The 12,943-nt window shown below is 68.3% G+C and carries 15 protein-coding genes; 8 read left to right on the forward strand and 7 right to left on the reverse strand.

What is annotated here, in order from left to right; all coding sequences use genetic code 11:
* Nucleotides 1-233: 233 nt before the first annotated feature.
* Nucleotides 234-779, reverse strand: a complete 546-nt coding sequence (locus FFS72_RS23975; protein WP_137876300.1) for an alpha/beta hydrolase — start codon at nucleotides 777-779, stop codon at nucleotides 234-236.
* Between the two features lie 126 nt (nucleotides 780-905).
* Here FFS72_RS23975 and FFS72_RS23980 point away from each other — a divergent pair, with 126 nt between their 5' ends.
* The 3 genes from FFS72_RS23980 to FFS72_RS23990 all read left to right on the forward strand — a co-directional run bounded on the left by FFS72_RS23980 (nucleotide 906) and on the right by FFS72_RS23990 (nucleotide 2,979).
* Nucleotides 906-1,283: a GntR family transcriptional regulator gene (locus FFS72_RS23980; protein ID WP_137876301.1), complete on the forward strand. Its 378-nt coding sequence runs from the start codon at nucleotides 906-908 to the stop codon at nucleotides 1,281-1,283.
* 68 nt (nucleotides 1,284-1,351) lie between these two features.
* Nucleotides 1,352-2,245: an ABC transporter ATP-binding protein gene (locus tag FFS72_RS23985; RefSeq protein WP_137876338.1), complete on the forward strand. Its 894-nt coding sequence runs from the start codon at nucleotides 1,352-1,354 to the stop codon at nucleotides 2,243-2,245.
* Entirely contained in the window at nucleotides 2,242-2,979 is a 738-nt protein-coding gene (locus FFS72_RS23990; RefSeq protein ID WP_137876302.1) for an ABC transporter permease, read from the forward strand. The genes FFS72_RS23985 and FFS72_RS23990 overlap by 4 nt, the downstream gene beginning before the upstream one ends.
* A gap of 13 nt (nucleotides 2,980-2,992) precedes the next feature.
* Here the strand turns inward: FFS72_RS23990 and FFS72_RS23995 are convergent, their stop codons facing one another.
* From FFS72_RS23995 to FFS72_RS24005, 3 genes are read right to left on the reverse strand one after another with little or no spacing between them, the layout of a single operon-like run.
* A complete protein-coding gene (locus FFS72_RS23995; protein WP_137876303.1) occupies nucleotides 2,993-4,528 on the reverse strand; it encodes a cobyric acid synthase in 1,536 nt (511 codons plus the stop codon).
* Nucleotides 4,525-5,382 carry a type I methionyl aminopeptidase gene (map, locus tag FFS72_RS24000; protein WP_137876304.1) on the reverse strand — a complete coding sequence of 286 codons (858 nt, stop codon included), beginning with the start codon at nucleotides 5,380-5,382 and terminating at the stop codon, nucleotides 4,525-4,527. Before map ends, FFS72_RS23995 begins: the two co-directional genes overlap by 4 nt.
* Nucleotides 5,383-5,428: 46 nt before the next feature.
* The gene (locus FFS72_RS24005) at nucleotides 5,429-6,874 is read right to left on the reverse strand and encodes an MFS transporter (protein ID WP_283235448.1); all 1,446 of its coding nucleotides are present in this window, start codon (nucleotides 6,872-6,874) and stop codon (nucleotides 5,429-5,431) included.
* 186 nt (nucleotides 6,875-7,060) lie between these two features.
* Between FFS72_RS24005 and FFS72_RS24010 the strand changes: the two genes are divergently transcribed.
* Both FFS72_RS24010 and FFS72_RS24015 read left to right on the forward strand, forming a co-directional pair.
* Complete coding sequence (locus tag FFS72_RS24010; protein ID WP_502704153.1) at nucleotides 7,061-7,522, forward strand: MarR family winged helix-turn-helix transcriptional regulator; 462 nt, start codon at nucleotides 7,061-7,063, stop codon at nucleotides 7,520-7,522.
* 53 nt (nucleotides 7,523-7,575) lie between these two features.
* The gene (locus tag FFS72_RS24015; RefSeq protein ID WP_137876306.1) at nucleotides 7,576-7,995 is read left to right on the forward strand and encodes a hypothetical protein; all 420 of its coding nucleotides are present in this window, start codon (nucleotides 7,576-7,578) and stop codon (nucleotides 7,993-7,995) included.
* Between the two features lie 9 nt (nucleotides 7,996-8,004).
* On the opposite strand, the gene FFS72_RS24020 is transcribed toward FFS72_RS24015, so the two are convergent.
* Complete coding sequence (locus tag FFS72_RS24020) at nucleotides 8,005-8,448, reverse strand: MarR family winged helix-turn-helix transcriptional regulator (protein ID WP_249353498.1); 444 nt, start codon at nucleotides 8,446-8,448, stop codon at nucleotides 8,005-8,007.
* 62 nt (nucleotides 8,449-8,510) lie between these two features.
* Between FFS72_RS24020 and FFS72_RS24025 the strand changes: the two genes are divergently transcribed.
* The gene (locus tag FFS72_RS24025; protein ID WP_137876307.1) at nucleotides 8,511-8,855 is read left to right on the forward strand and encodes a rhodanese-like domain-containing protein; all 345 of its coding nucleotides are present in this window, start codon (nucleotides 8,511-8,513) and stop codon (nucleotides 8,853-8,855) included.
* Nucleotides 8,856-8,878: 23 nt separating this feature from the next.
* On the opposite strand, the gene FFS72_RS24030 is transcribed toward FFS72_RS24025, so the two are convergent.
* Nucleotides 8,879-9,067: a ChaB family protein gene (locus tag FFS72_RS24030; protein WP_050067163.1), complete on the reverse strand. Its 189-nt coding sequence runs from the start codon at nucleotides 9,065-9,067 to the stop codon at nucleotides 8,879-8,881.
* Nucleotides 9,068-9,233: 166 nt separating this feature from the next.
* On the opposite strand from FFS72_RS24030, the gene FFS72_RS24035 reads away from it, so the two are divergent.
* Nucleotides 9,234-10,208, forward strand: coding sequence for a GlxA family transcriptional regulator (locus FFS72_RS24035; RefSeq protein WP_137876308.1), 975 nt, complete (start codon nucleotides 9,234-9,236; stop codon nucleotides 10,206-10,208).
* 128 nt (nucleotides 10,209-10,336) lie between these two features.
* Nucleotides 10,337-11,161 carry a dienelactone hydrolase family protein gene (locus FFS72_RS24040; RefSeq protein ID WP_137876309.1) on the forward strand — a complete coding sequence of 275 codons (825 nt, stop codon included), beginning with the start codon at nucleotides 10,337-10,339 and terminating at the stop codon, nucleotides 11,159-11,161.
* A 49-nt stretch (nucleotides 11,162-11,210) separates the two neighbouring features.
* Here FFS72_RS24040 and FFS72_RS24045 read toward each other — a convergent pair whose 3' ends face one another.
* Nucleotides 11,211-12,839 carry an AMP-binding protein gene (locus tag FFS72_RS24045; protein ID WP_137876310.1) on the reverse strand — a complete coding sequence of 543 codons (1,629 nt, stop codon included), beginning with the start codon at nucleotides 12,837-12,839 and terminating at the stop codon, nucleotides 11,211-11,213.
* Nucleotides 12,840-12,943 lie beyond the last annotated feature (104 nt).

Consider the following 12,943-nt stretch of genomic DNA (forward strand, 5'->3'; position numbering starts at 1 on the left):
GTGTGACACGAGAACCTCCGAGCGGATGTGGGCCTTAGACAAGCCACACCCCACTCGGAGGTTCTCTTCGCATCAAGCCGACACGCCTGCTACCAACGTCCTGGCCGGGTACATCTAGGGCGCGTCTCCTGATTTCGTGCCGTCGAGCAATCGGTGAGCGCACGCGAATGGAAGACCCTTCGCGATCGGCCACAGAAATCTGCCACCACACCAGGTGAACTCGTGTTCCCGCGTCACCACATACTGGTGCGCAGAGAGATCTCGGTCGCGAAGGCCGCGGGCGCGTCGCGCGGTACCGACTCGACGCCGTCGACCTCGACGACACGGAAGTCGGAGTAGCAGCGCCGCCCGCTGGCCTCGGCGTCCGCACGGGCGAGCGCGCCGCCGACCACGATGGTGGCGGGTATCTCCAGCGCCGGGCAGTCGCCTCCGGCGACGGCGGGGTGCGGTGTGTCGGCGACGACGAGGCTCTTGAAACGGCCGAACGTTCGGGTGGCGGCCTGCCAGGCGAGCTCGGCGCCCTCCCGGTTGCCCGCGAGGTTCACGTACGTGAGGCCGAGACCGTCGAGCAGGGCGAGCAGCCCGGCGACGTCGAGTCCGTCGACGGTGTCGGGGACGACGGTGCGCAGGTCGGAGCCGTGGAGGCGCTCACAGACGGCATCGAAGACGGTCGCATCCTCACCCGATCCGGGCAACAGCACCACGATGTGTGCGCTCTCGGGTCCGTCGACCCTGACGTTGTAGGACACCTGTCCGACCGACACTTCCGTCAACTCCATGCCCGGACGGTACACGGGGCGCGGTCGGGTCCGGGAACGAGAAGCGCCAGGGTTGCCAAGCTCACGAACAGGTTCTACGGTTAGTTACATGAGTAACGAACCAGTGAGCCTTGCCGGGCGGTCGCGATGATCGACGACGGCAGGCCGCTGTTCCAGCAGATCGCCGAGCAGATCGAAGGCGCGATCATCGACGGCTCGCTGCCCGAGCAGGCGCAGGTCCCGTCGACGAACGAACTCGCCGCGTTCCACCGGATCAACCCTGCGACCGCAGCCAAGGGCCTGAACCAGCTCGTCACAGAGGGAATCCTCTACAAGAAACGGGGAATTGGAATGTTCGTCACCGCGGGGGCGCGCGAAGCGCTCCGATCCCGGCGCCGCGAGGCATTCGCTCGCCAGTACGTCGAACCACTCGTCACGGAAGCCGCCCGTCTCGGCATTCCACACGACGAGCTCAGGTCCATGCTCGACACCTCGCGAGTCGAGAACAGGGAGGTGGCCCGGTGACCAGCGGCCTCGCACGGATCTCGTCCCCGACGCGTGACGCGCACGACGACACCGATGTGGTCGCGTCGATGCGCGGAATCGGCAAACGATACGCAGACCTCGACGCACTCACCGACGTCTCCTTCGACGTCAGCCGCGACAAGATCTACGGTCTCCTCGGCGGCAACGGCGCAGGCAAGACCACGATCATGTCCATCCTCACCGGGCAGGCGATCCAGACCTCCGGTGAGGCAACGGTGTTCGGATCCACGCCCTTCGAGAACGCGGGCGTCCTGCGGTCCGTCTGCTTCGTGAAGGAGAGCCAGACCTACCCGGACGACCTGTGCGTGGGTCATGTCGTCACCGCCGCCGGGCACCTGATGGAACGCTGGGATCCGGACTTCGCCGACCAACTCCTCGACGACTTCCAGCTGCCGCGTCGCCGCAAGGTCAAGAAGCTCTCCCGCGGCATGCGTTCGGCGCTCGGCGTGACGATCGGGCTGGCGTCACGGGCGCCGTTGACACTGTTCGACGAGCCCTATCTGGGACTGGACGCCGTCGCGCGCCACCTCTTCTACGACCGTCTCCTCGCCGACTACGCGGAGCACCCCCGGACCGTGGTGCTGTCCACACACCTCATCGACGAGGTGGCGAACCTGCTCGAGCACGTCCTGGTCGTCGATCGCGGACGAATCGTCGTCGACGACGACGCCGACGCACTGCGCCAGCGCGCGGTGATCGTCACGGGGCCGACGGCAGCCGTCGACGCATTCGCCGCGAAAGGCACTGTTCTGCACAGGGAATCCCTCGGCTCCCACACCCGCGCGACGGTCCACACCGCCGGCGCCGACGACCTCGACCGGGCCCGCCTGATCGACGCCGGCGGCACCATCGAACCGGCGTCGCTGCAGGAGTTCGTCATCCGCACGACCACCGCCGTACCGACACACTCGGTATCGACCCACACGGAGCCGACGTCATGACCACCGCTACCGCTCCCCTCGCACCCGTGCGCAACGCTCCCCCGTCCCGTGTGGGCGCGGTACTGCGCCTGCACACCGTCGCATGGCCCCTGCTGGTCGCGTGGCCCGTCGGCATCCTCGCCGTCTCGTTCGCGATCTGCTGGACCATCTACTTCCTCGTCCAGAACGAGGAGGGCGAAGGCTTCACCGGCGCGGTGACGGCCCTCCTCGGATTCGTCGTCGCCTTCTATCTCCAGGCGATGAACCAGAGCTTCCCGTTCGCGCTCGGACTCAGCGTCACCCGCCGCGAGTTCTACCGGGCCACACTCGTCATGGCACTCGCCCAGTCCGCCGTCTTCGCCGTCGCGCTTCAGATCCTGGCCGTCGTCGAATCCGCGACCGGCGGCTGGGGCGTGCACATGCGGATGTTCGGCCTGGCCCGCTACTTCACCGACAGCCTCGCCGTCGAACTCCTGTCACTCTTCGCGATCCTGCTGCTGACGACGGGCATCGCGATGCTCGCAGGGGCGATCTACCAGCGGTGGCGCACCACGGGACTGCTCGCCGCAGGTGTCACCGCGTTCGGTGGCCTGGGTGTCGCTGCCATCCTCGTCACGTGGGCGAACTGGTGGCCGGAGATCGGGTCGTGGTTCGTCGACACCCCGAGGATGGTGACCATGGTCGTGTTGCCGCTCGTGTTCGCGGTGGCCGCCCTGGCCGGAACGTGGGTCGGATTGCGGCGCGCCACAACGTGATCCGCGGCTGGGGCTACCGGAAGGCGCTCGTCACGACCGGGAGTCCCTGCGGCGTGCCCCGGTCGATCAGCGCCATGACCTCGTCGACGGCCAGATGCTGCTCGACGAGGTCGGCCAGCAGGTCGAGTTGGGCGTCCCGCTCGGCAGCGACCGAGGTGTCGGGCGACACGGTGAACTGCCGACCCGTGGCCGCGGCGACCCGGCCGAGAAGCACGCGCCGGTAGGCGTCCGACTCGAGAAGTCCGTGCCAGTGCGTGCCGGAGACGGAACCCCGCACGCTGCCCTCCGGTGTGCCATCGATGTGGCGCAGGAGCGGCAGGTCGCCGGTGCGGGTCACGCGTCCGTGGTGGATCTCATAGCCGGACACCGCAATTCCCTCGGCCGTACCCTCGGACTGAGCGAGTATCTTGTCGGCGACGAACTCGATGTCCATGTCCAGCAGGCCGAGTCCGTCGACGGCACCGGAGCCGGACTCGACCTCGTCCACGATGCGGCGACCCAACATCTGGTACCCGCCGCAGATCCCCAGGATGGGAAGTCCCGCTGTCGCGCGCGCAGACAGCGCATCCGCGAGTCCCGACGCCCGCAACCACGCGAGGTCGGACACCGTCGACTTGCTACCCGGAATCACGACCAGGTCGACGTCCGCCAGGCGGGACGGGTCGCTCACCCAGTGCACCGACACGCCCGGCTCGCAGGCCAACGCCTCGACGTCCGTCGCGTTGGACACGCGAGGCAACCGGATCGCGGCGACCCGCAACCAGTCCCGGCCGCGCGGCGCCGCGGGCCTGCCGACCGGGGCGTCGACGACCGTCGACAGCGAGTCCTCGGCGTCGATCCACAAACCGTCCGCGAACGGGACGACGCCGAACGTCGGCCGGCCCGTCAGCTCCCGGAGCTGAACCAGGCCCGGTTCGAGCAGCCCGACGTCGCCGCGGAACTTGTTGATCACGAACCCCGCGATCAGCGCCTGGTCCTCGGGTTCGAGGACAGCGACGGTGCCGAACAGGTGCGCGAGCACTCCCCCGCGGTCGATGTCGCCGACGACGAGGACCGGAAGGTTCGCGGCGCGAGCCAGACCCATGTTCGCGAGGTCGGTGGCGCGGAGATTGATCTCGGCGGGCGACCCGGCGCCCTCGCAGATCACGACATCGAATTCGGAACGCAGCGAGGCCAGTTCGTCGGCGACCACACCGCGCAACCACTGGCGGTGCGTCATGTAGTCGCGGGCACCGACGGACGTGACGGCCTTGCCGCGGACCACCAACTGCGAGGTGCGGTCACTGCCCGGCTTGAGCAGCACCGGGTTGAACCGCACGCTCGGTTCGAGGCCGCAGGCCCGTGCCTGCAACGCCTGCGCGCGGCCGATCTCACCGCCGTCGAGGGTGACGACAGAGTTGTTCGACATGTTCTGCGCCTTGAACGGTGCGACCGAGATGCCGCGGCGGGCGAGCAGCCGGCACAGTCCGGCCACCATGACGCTCTTGCCCGCATCGGAGGTGGTTCCCGCGACGAGCAACGCCCCCCGAACCCCGTCCCGCGGTGTCACGGCAGCGTGAGGATTTCCGCCCCCGACTCGGTGACCACGATGGTGTGCTCGAACTGGGCGGTCCACTTGCGGTCCTGCGTGACGACGGTCCAGTTGTCGTCCCAGATCTCGTAGTCGACGGTGCCGAGGTTGATCATCGGCTCGATCGTGAAGACCATGCCGGGTTCGATGATCGTGTCGACGTTCGGCTGGTCGTAGTGCAGGATCACGAGCCCGTTGTGGAAGGTCTCGCCGATGCCGTGGCCGGTGAAGTCACGAACGACGCCGTACCCGAAGCGGTTCGCGTAGGCCTCGATGACCCGGCCGATGACGTTGAGCTCGCGGCCCGGCTTCACGGCCTTGATGGCGCGCATCGTGGCCTCGCGGGTGCGCTCGACGAGCAGTCGGTTCTCCTCGGAGACGTCACCGGCGAGGAAAGTGGCGTTGGTGTCGCCGTGCACGCCGTCGATGTAGGCGGTGACGTCGATGTTGACGATGTCGCCGTCCTGGATCACGGTCGAGTCCGGGATGCCGTGGCAGATCACCTCGTTGAGCGATGTGCAGCAGGACTTCGGAAAATCCTTGTAGCCCAGGGTGGACGGGTAGGCGCCATTGTCGATCATGTACTCGTGCGCGATCCGGTCGAGCTCGTCGGTCGTGACACCGGGTGCGACGGCCTTGCCCGCGGCTTCCAGTGCCTGCGCGGCGATGCGGCTCGCGAGGCGCATCTTCTCGATGGTCTCGGGGGTCTGCACCCACGGCTCGTTGCCCTCGTTGACGGTGGGCTTCCACGCGTACTCGGGCCGCTCGATCTTCGCCGGAACGGCGAGGGTCGGAGAGACGGTTCCGGGAACGAGGGGTGCGCGCACAGACATGCGGTCCAGGTTACGCGCCACACCCTCGCTCCACGGAGGAGCCCGGTCAGCTCCGCGCCGGCACCAATTCCGTTGCGTGCACGTCGGGCACCTCGGCGGACGGCCTGCGCGACGGGATGAACGAGGCGACAGCGGCGGCGGCGAGTGCGACTCCGCAGCCGATCAGGAGGCCGGTGCGGAAGCCGCTCTCGGTGGGCAGCGTGTACTCACCGACCTGGACGCTCATCTGGGCGAGCACGGCACCGACGACGGCGGCCGCGATGGAGGTCCCGAGCGACCGCATGAGCGTGTTGAACGCGTTGGCGGCGCCGGTCTCCGACAGCGGGACCGCACCCATGATGAGGGCGGGCATCGCGCCGTAGGCGAATCCGGTGCCCGCGCCGCAGATGGCCGCGACGATCATGAGGCCCCAGGCCGAGCCCATCAACACCATCGCCGAGCCGTACCCGGCGGCGATGATCAGGGCGCCGAGGATCAGCGTCACCTTGGGCCCACGAGCGGAGGACAGTGCCGCGCCGACGGGTGCGAGCGCCATCATCACCAGGCCGCCGGGGATCATCCAGACGCCCATCATGATCATGGACTGCCCCAACCCGTAGCCGGTGGACTCGGGCAGCTGCAGCAACTGCGGCAGGATCAACGACTGGGCGTACATCGCGAATCCGATGACCAGGCCGGCCATGTTGGTGAACAGCACCTGCGGGCGGACGGTCGTCCGCAGGTCGACGAGCGGATCGGTCGTGCGCAGTTCCCACCAGCCCCAGACGATCAGGACCACGACGGCGGCGACGAACAGACCGATGATGGCACCGCTGGTCCATCCCCAGGCGGCGCCCTTCGAGACGCCCAGCAGCAGGCACACGAGACCGATGGCGATGCCGACCGCGCCGATGGGGTCGAACTTTCCGGCTGCGGGGTCGACCGGTGTCGCGGGAACGAACTTCCAGATCAGCGCAGCGATGACAACACTGAGCGCGGCGGCGCCCCAGAACAGCACACGCCAGTTCGCGTTCTGCACGACGGCGGCGGCGAGCGGAAGCCCGAGGGCTCCACCGATGCCCATCGACGCGCTCATCATGGCGATCGACGAGTTGAGGCGCTCCGCGGGAACGAGATCGCGCATGGCGCTGATCCCGATCGGGATCAGGCCCATGCCCATGCCCTGCAGTGCGCGGCCGGCGACCATCGGGACGACGGAGGTCGCGAGCGCGCAGGTGACGGAGCCTGCGATGAGCGGCACCGTGCAGATCAGCAGCATGCGGCGCTTGCCGTACAGGTCGCCGAGGCGTCCGGTGATGGGAGTGCACACGGCTCCCGCGACGAGTGTCGCCGTGATGACCCACGTCGCGTTCGATGCGGTCGTGTTCAGGATCACGGGCAGGTCACCGATGAGCGGGACGACCAGGGTTTGCATCAAGGCCGCCACGATGCCGGTGAACGCCAGCACGCCGACCAACGCGTTCGGGTTCACGGCCGAACCACTACTTCTCACGGAAGCTCCTCACATTTTTCACCACCGGACCCCCCTGAGCCCGAGCACAGATTGTGCGATGCAACTATTTGTATCATGCAATCAAGTTGCTGCATGCAATTGATATGTATGGTGCATGACACAGGGTTGCCTGGATCCGGACAATCTCGACGTACCCTCGACGCAGGATTCACGGAAGGGACAAGGGTGGACGCGAACCGAATCGAGTTCGAGACGATGCTTCTCGCACGGCACATTGCTCGCCCCCGGCGCGGCGAAGGCAACCTCGAGTCCAGCGCCTACCTCTTGCTCAGCCGGATCAGCATCCAGGGGCCGATGTCCGTCGGCGAACTGAGCGAGGCGTTCGACCTCGACACCTCGACCATCAGTCGGCAAACCACCGCGATGCTCAATGCCGACCTGGTCAAGCGCATTCCCGACCCCGACGGCGGCATGGCACGCAAGTTCCTCGTCACCGACGAGGGCCGGAAACGTCTGGAACAACAACGAGCAGGCAACGTGCGCGGCCTCGACGTCGTCATCGAGGACTGGGACCCTGCCGACCGTGCAGCCTTCGCGGCCTACCTCGAACGGTTCAACAACGACATCGAGCGACGCACGGGCCATCCCTGGCCGCGCCCGGCCAACGCCCCCGCGCCCCGCGCGTAGCGTGGAAGGCAGCGCTCCAGCCTGACGTGCCCGCGGCCGAGGGGAGGCGCACGATGGCAGACGATTCCACCAGACGCGACGCCGACTGGCGCGACGCCGCCCGGCGCGACGCCGCCCGCCGAGACATCGAGAAGAGTTGGGACGACCCGCCGGAGATCCGGCGCGCCACCAGGTACGCGGTCGTAGTACTTGCCCTGACCCTGGCCTCGACTGCCCTTCTGGGCCTGTGGGCGTATCTGGGTCGGAGCAACTGCGCCGACTCCCCGACCCCTGTGTGCGGGACCGCCGACCGCTACCTGCTCGCGATCGTGCCCGCGGCGATACTCATGATCGGCGGAATCGGCGCGTTCGCCGAGACCTACGCCGTGTGGAAGCGCGGCGGCACCTGGCCTGCGTGGCACGGCGCAGGATGGGCGCTGTTCATGCTCATGCTGGTCTGTGCGGCGCTCGGCGCCGGGGTGCTCGCGACCTGACTCGGGCAGTCACCGACGCTCGTCGCCACCGAGCGCGAGCATCGTCCGCAGGAGCCCGGGCATCAACTTCCCGAGTGTGTCCGCGTCCAGGTAGCGGGCGAGGACCTCGTCGAGTTCGCCGATCGCGTCCTGACCCAACGCGAGCAGGCGCATTCCCTCGTCGGTGACGACGAGTCGCGCGGTACGCCCCCGACCGGAATCGGTGGTCCTCGACACGGCCCCGCACTCTTCTAGCTTCGCCAGCGTCGCCTGCATGCTCTGCGGTGTCACCGATGCGCGACGAGCCAACTCGCTGTAGGAGATTCCCGCGTCCCGGGACAGGTGACCCAGTGCGGACAGATGCCGCATCGTGATCACCTCACCCTTCAGGGTCCGCTCGACGCGTTCGCGCATGCGGCGACCCACGGCCATCACGAGGAACGCCGCGCTCGGCGGTGGGCCCACATTCGTCACCTTGACAACTCCCCTTCGTCAGTTTCAGACTAACTGAAACTGCGCGAAAGAGGCCCGTTGCCATGAAGATTCGACACTATTTGCACGGCGCACCGTCGGTCACGGCCGCGGAGGCGATCCGTCTGGCCGCCGACGGCGCGCTCATCGTCGACGTGCGCAGGCAGTTCGAGTGGGCTCGGAACCACATCCCCGGCTCGGTACACATCCCACTCGAGGACCTACCGAGACGCTGCGAGGAACTCCCGGACGACCGCCTGCTGATCACGTTCTGCACCGGCGGCCTTCGTTCCTACGGCGCAGCGAACATGCTCATCGAGTTCGGCTTCGAGGCCAGGAACATGTCGAAGGGTCTCATCGACTGGCGGGCCGCCGGGGGTGCCCTGCAGGGCACCGCGCACACCACCTGATCGCGTCGACGCCGAGCAGGAAGTCAATCCTGCTTGGGCACCCAGTGGTCGACGGCGAGTTCGTAGCTTTCCTTGACGGCCCCGTAGGCGGCCCGCTCGGCTTCCTCACCTTCGCCCAGCCGCTTCACGGCGGACTCGTGGGCCGTGGCGTAGACCTCTTGCACCTCCTTCGACGATCGACGCAACGTATGCGGGAGCTCGAACCGATCCATTCCGCTCACCCTTCGTCGGTGCTCGACAGTTGGCACCATTGTCCGTCGGCCGGCTCCGAGACAACACCCCCCAGGATTCCCGGCGTGGCGGCGAGCAGGCGCGACACCTCGGTAGCCTGGCAGGCCGGCGGCCACCCCGCCGATGGCCGTCTCGAAGGTGGATGTCATGCGGATCGGGATCCTCGCCTACGAGGGATGCTTCGCGACCGAGGTGTTCGCGGTCACCGACCTTCTCCGCATCGCCAACCGGGTCGCGCACGAGAACGGAATCGACTCCGCCACCCGGTTCCAGGCGTCGGTGATCGCGGCATCGCCCACACCGGTCGTCGCCGCCGGTGGATTCACGATCGGGGCCCACCGCTGGCACCACCGGTTCGATCTGGTCGTCGTGCCGGGATTCGACGTGTCCCCCACCGACGACCTGAGCGCCCGACTCGCCGACCGGAGCCGTGAGGTCGCCTTCCTCCGAGAGACAGCGAGCCACGGAATCCGCATCGCCTCGGTGTGCGTCGGAGCGTTCCTGCTGGGCGAGGCCGGACTGCTGGACGGACGACGTTCCACGACATCGTGGCTGTTCGCATCGCAACTCACCCGGCGATACCCGCGATCCACCGTCTGCGCGGAGTCGCTGATCGTCAGCGACGGGCCCGTCACCACGAGCGCCGCGTTCAGCGCGTCGCTCGATCTCACCACCGCGATCGTCCGCGACCATCTCGGTGCCGGGGTCGCCCGGGCGACCGCTCGCGTCACGCTCGTGTCCGAGAACCGGAGGAGTCAGGCACCCTACGTCGTCGAGTCGATGGTGCAGACGACGTCCGGCCCGTTCGCGACGGCAGTCCAGCGGTGGCTGGTCGATCACCTCGCGGAGCCCTACAGCCTGCCCCGGCTGGCCGACGCGCTGCACGTCAGTACCCGGACCCTGCTGCGCCGGTACGGCCAGGAGGACGGCCGGCCTCCCTTGGCCTTCCTGCAGGAGGCGCGGATCGCCACCGCCAAAAGGCTTCTCGCCGACACGGACGTTCCGATCGGCGACATTCCGCGTCGCGTCGGATATCAGGACACCGGCACCCTCCGGCGCATGTTCCTGGAGCGGGTCGGAATCGGCCCCGCCGACTACCGCCGACGGTTTCGTAGTAGCTGACCTCGCCGCCCCGGGCCGGCTTCTGGCGGGATCGACCCGGAAGGTGGCGATCACGCCCCTGCTCGCCCGGCCCACCGGCCGCGAGACTCGACCTGTTCAGTGACGCGACGACGAACAGGAACGCACCGATGACCCTTCACGACACGAGCGTGGACGATCCGCTCGACGACTTCGACACCCGTAGCGTCACATTCGGGTCGGACACGAAGGTCGTACTCGTCTCGGGCAACGGCCCGGCTGTCGTCGTCATGCCGGAGATGCCCGGGATCAGCCCGCACGTCGCCCGGTTCGCGCGGTGGGTCCGTGACGCCGGCTTCACGGTGTACCTGCCGTCGTTGTTCGGCCGTGACGGCGCGGTGCCCACAACCGAGGACGGCAGCGCCGTCATGCAGCGGGCATGTGTGAGCGCCGAGTTCCGGGCATTCGGCGCGAACCGCACCAGCCCCGTGACCCGGTGGCTCCGGGCACTGGCCGCCGCCGCCCACGAGGAGTGCGGGGGCCCGGGCGTCGGCGCCGTCGGAATGTGCTTCACCGGCAACTTCGCGCTGACGATGACTCTGGAGGCGTCCGTGCTCGCACCCGTCCTCTGCCAGCCGTCCCTGCCGCTCGACGACCCGGCAGGACTGGAGATCGCCCCGGACGACCTCCGCGCGGTCCGCGACCGGCTCGACCGGGACGACCTGACCGTGCTCGCATACCGGTTCGCCGGCGACAAGTGGTGCCGGGCCGAACGTTTCGCCGCCTACTCGGCAGCGCTGGGCGAACGGTTCGTGAGCACCGAGCTTCCGGACAGCGCCGCCGACTCGACACCACCACAATTCTTCGCGGACGTGGTCGCGAGCCCGCACAGCGTCGTCACCGCACACCTGATCGACGCGGCGGGCGAACCGACACTCGCCGCCCGCGACGAGATACTCGCGTTCCTCACCGAGCGACTCATCAGCACGCGATGACGAAGTCCGGTGGCCGGACAGCCGGCCACCGGACTCACGATCGGTTGCGTCAGCCCTTGCGGAGGATGTAGCGCTGCACCTTGCCGCTGGGGGTCTTCGGCAGCGAGGGCACGAAGTGCACGGTCCGCGGGTAGGCGTGCGCCGCGAACTTCTTCTTCACCAGCGTCTGCAGTTCGACCTCGAGTTCGTCGGTGCCCTCGACCCCGTCGCGGATCACGACGAACGCCTCGAGCACCTCGCCGCGCAACTGGTCGGGCATGCCGACGACGGCCGCCTCGATGACGTCCTCGTGCATCACCAGCACCGATTCGACATCGAACGGGCCGATCCGGTAGCCGGCCATGATGATGACGTCGTCGTCGCGGGAGCTGAAGAAGAAGTGCCCGTCCTCGTCGGTGCTGCCCGCGTCGCCGGTGACATACCACCGGCCGTCCTCGGTGAAGCGCTGCTTCGTCTTCTCCGGGGCGTCGACGTAGCCGGCGAACCACATCAGCGGAGAGTTGTGAGTGTCGATCGCGACCCGGCCCGCGGTCCGCGGCGGTGCGACCTCGTCGGAGTCGTCGAGCAGGACGGCGCACGACCAGCCCGGAAGGGCGCGACCCATCGACCCGGCGGGCACGTCCTCACGAAGCCCGTCGGCCCACGCGTTGACGATGAACATGCCGTGCTCGGTCTGCCCGTAGTGGTCCCGGACCTCGCACCCCAGCGTGGTCTGTGACCACGCCACGACGTCGGGCGTCAGCGGCTCACCGGCCGACGACGCGCGGCGCAGGGACAGCCCGTCGGGCACGGGACCGGTGTCGGCGCGCAGGCTCCGGTACACGGTCGGTGCGGCCGCGAAGTTGGTGACGCCGAACGTCTCGATCACCTTCCACGTCAGCTCGGCGGAGAACCCGGCGTGCAGGAGCAGGCTGCGGATGCCCGCGGCGAGCGGTCCGAGGAGCGCGTAGTACAGCCCGTACGCCCAGCCCGGGTCGGCCGCGTTCCAGAACACGTCGTCGGAGCGGACGTCGAGACCGAACTCCACGTAGCCGTGGAACGACGCGAGTGCCCGCACCGGTACGGGGACGCCCTTCGGGGTACCCGTCGTGCCGGACGTGAACAGCTGCACCATCGGGCCGTTCGCGCCGACCGCGACCGCGGCACCCTTCGGGTCGTCGGCAGCATGGGCGGCGAGGAGGTCCGACAACCGCAACTGCGTGTCGGACGCCGGCTCGCCGGCCGCGACGATCACCGTCCACGGCGCGTCGGCGGGGATGTCCTCACCCGGGGCGAGCTTGTCGAGCTGGTTACGGTCGGCGACCACGACCTTCGCGCCCGACGACGTCAGCCGGAACGCGATCGCGGGCGACGCGAACGCCGTGAACAGCGGCACGTGCACGGCTCCGCGACGCCAGATGCCCAGCAGGGCCACGACCAGTTCCGACGACTTGCCCATGAGGGTGGCGACACAGTCGCCCGGCTCGACACCCAGATCGGCGAGCGCGGCGGCGAACTTCGTCGACTCGGCGCGGAGTTCACCGTAGGTGAGGTCATGGGAGGTCAGATCGGCCTCGACGACGGTGAACGCGACGGCATCGGCAGGGTGCCGGTCGCACAGCAACTCGGCCGCACACGCGTCGGCGGTGTCGTACCGACCGAGCAGTTCTCGAACTCGCTGGGCACTGTCGTCGACCATGGAGGTTCCTTCCCACATCACTCCGGCATGACACCGGACACTTCACTGGACTTATGATCTAACTCACAAGACCTGCCCACCACCCCCGGAAAGGGGTAGCCGCA

This window comes from Rhodococcus sp. Q (assembly GCF_005503035.1).
Lineage (GTDB): Bacteria > Actinomycetota > Actinomycetes > Mycobacteriales > Mycobacteriaceae > Rhodococcus_G.

What these genes read in the sequence shown, in the direction of transcription:
- FFS72_RS23975 (WP_137876300.1), bottom strand. Translation starts at nt 779, where the DNA reads ATGGAGTTGACGGAAGTGTCGGTCGGACAGGTGTCCTACAACGTCAGG.
- FFS72_RS23980 (WP_137876301.1), top strand. Translation starts at nt 906, where the DNA reads ATGATCGACGACGGCAGGCCGCTGTTCCAGCAGATCGCCGAGCAGATC.
- FFS72_RS23985 (WP_137876338.1), top strand. Translation starts at nt 1,352, where the DNA reads ATGCGCGGAATCGGCAAACGATACGCAGACCTCGACGCACTCACCGAC.
- FFS72_RS23990 (WP_137876302.1), top strand. Translation starts at nt 2,242, where the DNA reads ATGACCACCGCTACCGCTCCCCTCGCACCCGTGCGCAACGCTCCCCCG.
- map (WP_137876304.1), bottom strand. Translation starts at nt 5,382, where the DNA reads ATGTCTGTGCGCGCACCCCTCGTTCCCGGAACCGTCTCTCCGACCCTC.
- FFS72_RS24015 (WP_137876306.1), top strand. Translation starts at nt 7,576, where the DNA reads ATGGCAGACGATTCCACCAGACGCGACGCCGACTGGCGCGACGCCGCC.
- FFS72_RS24025 (WP_137876307.1), top strand. Translation starts at nt 8,511, where the DNA reads ATGAAGATTCGACACTATTTGCACGGCGCACCGTCGGTCACGGCCGCG.
- FFS72_RS24030 (WP_050067163.1), bottom strand. Translation starts at nt 9,067, where the DNA reads ATGGATCGGTTCGAGCTCCCGCATACGTTGCGTCGATCGTCGAAGGAG.
- FFS72_RS24035 (WP_137876308.1), top strand. Translation starts at nt 9,234, where the DNA reads ATGCGGATCGGGATCCTCGCCTACGAGGGATGCTTCGCGACCGAGGTG.
- FFS72_RS24040 (WP_137876309.1), top strand. Translation starts at nt 10,337, where the DNA reads ATGACCCTTCACGACACGAGCGTGGACGATCCGCTCGACGACTTCGAC.
- FFS72_RS24045 (WP_137876310.1), bottom strand. Translation starts at nt 12,839, where the DNA reads ATGGTCGACGACAGTGCCCAGCGAGTTCGAGAACTGCTCGGTCGGTAC.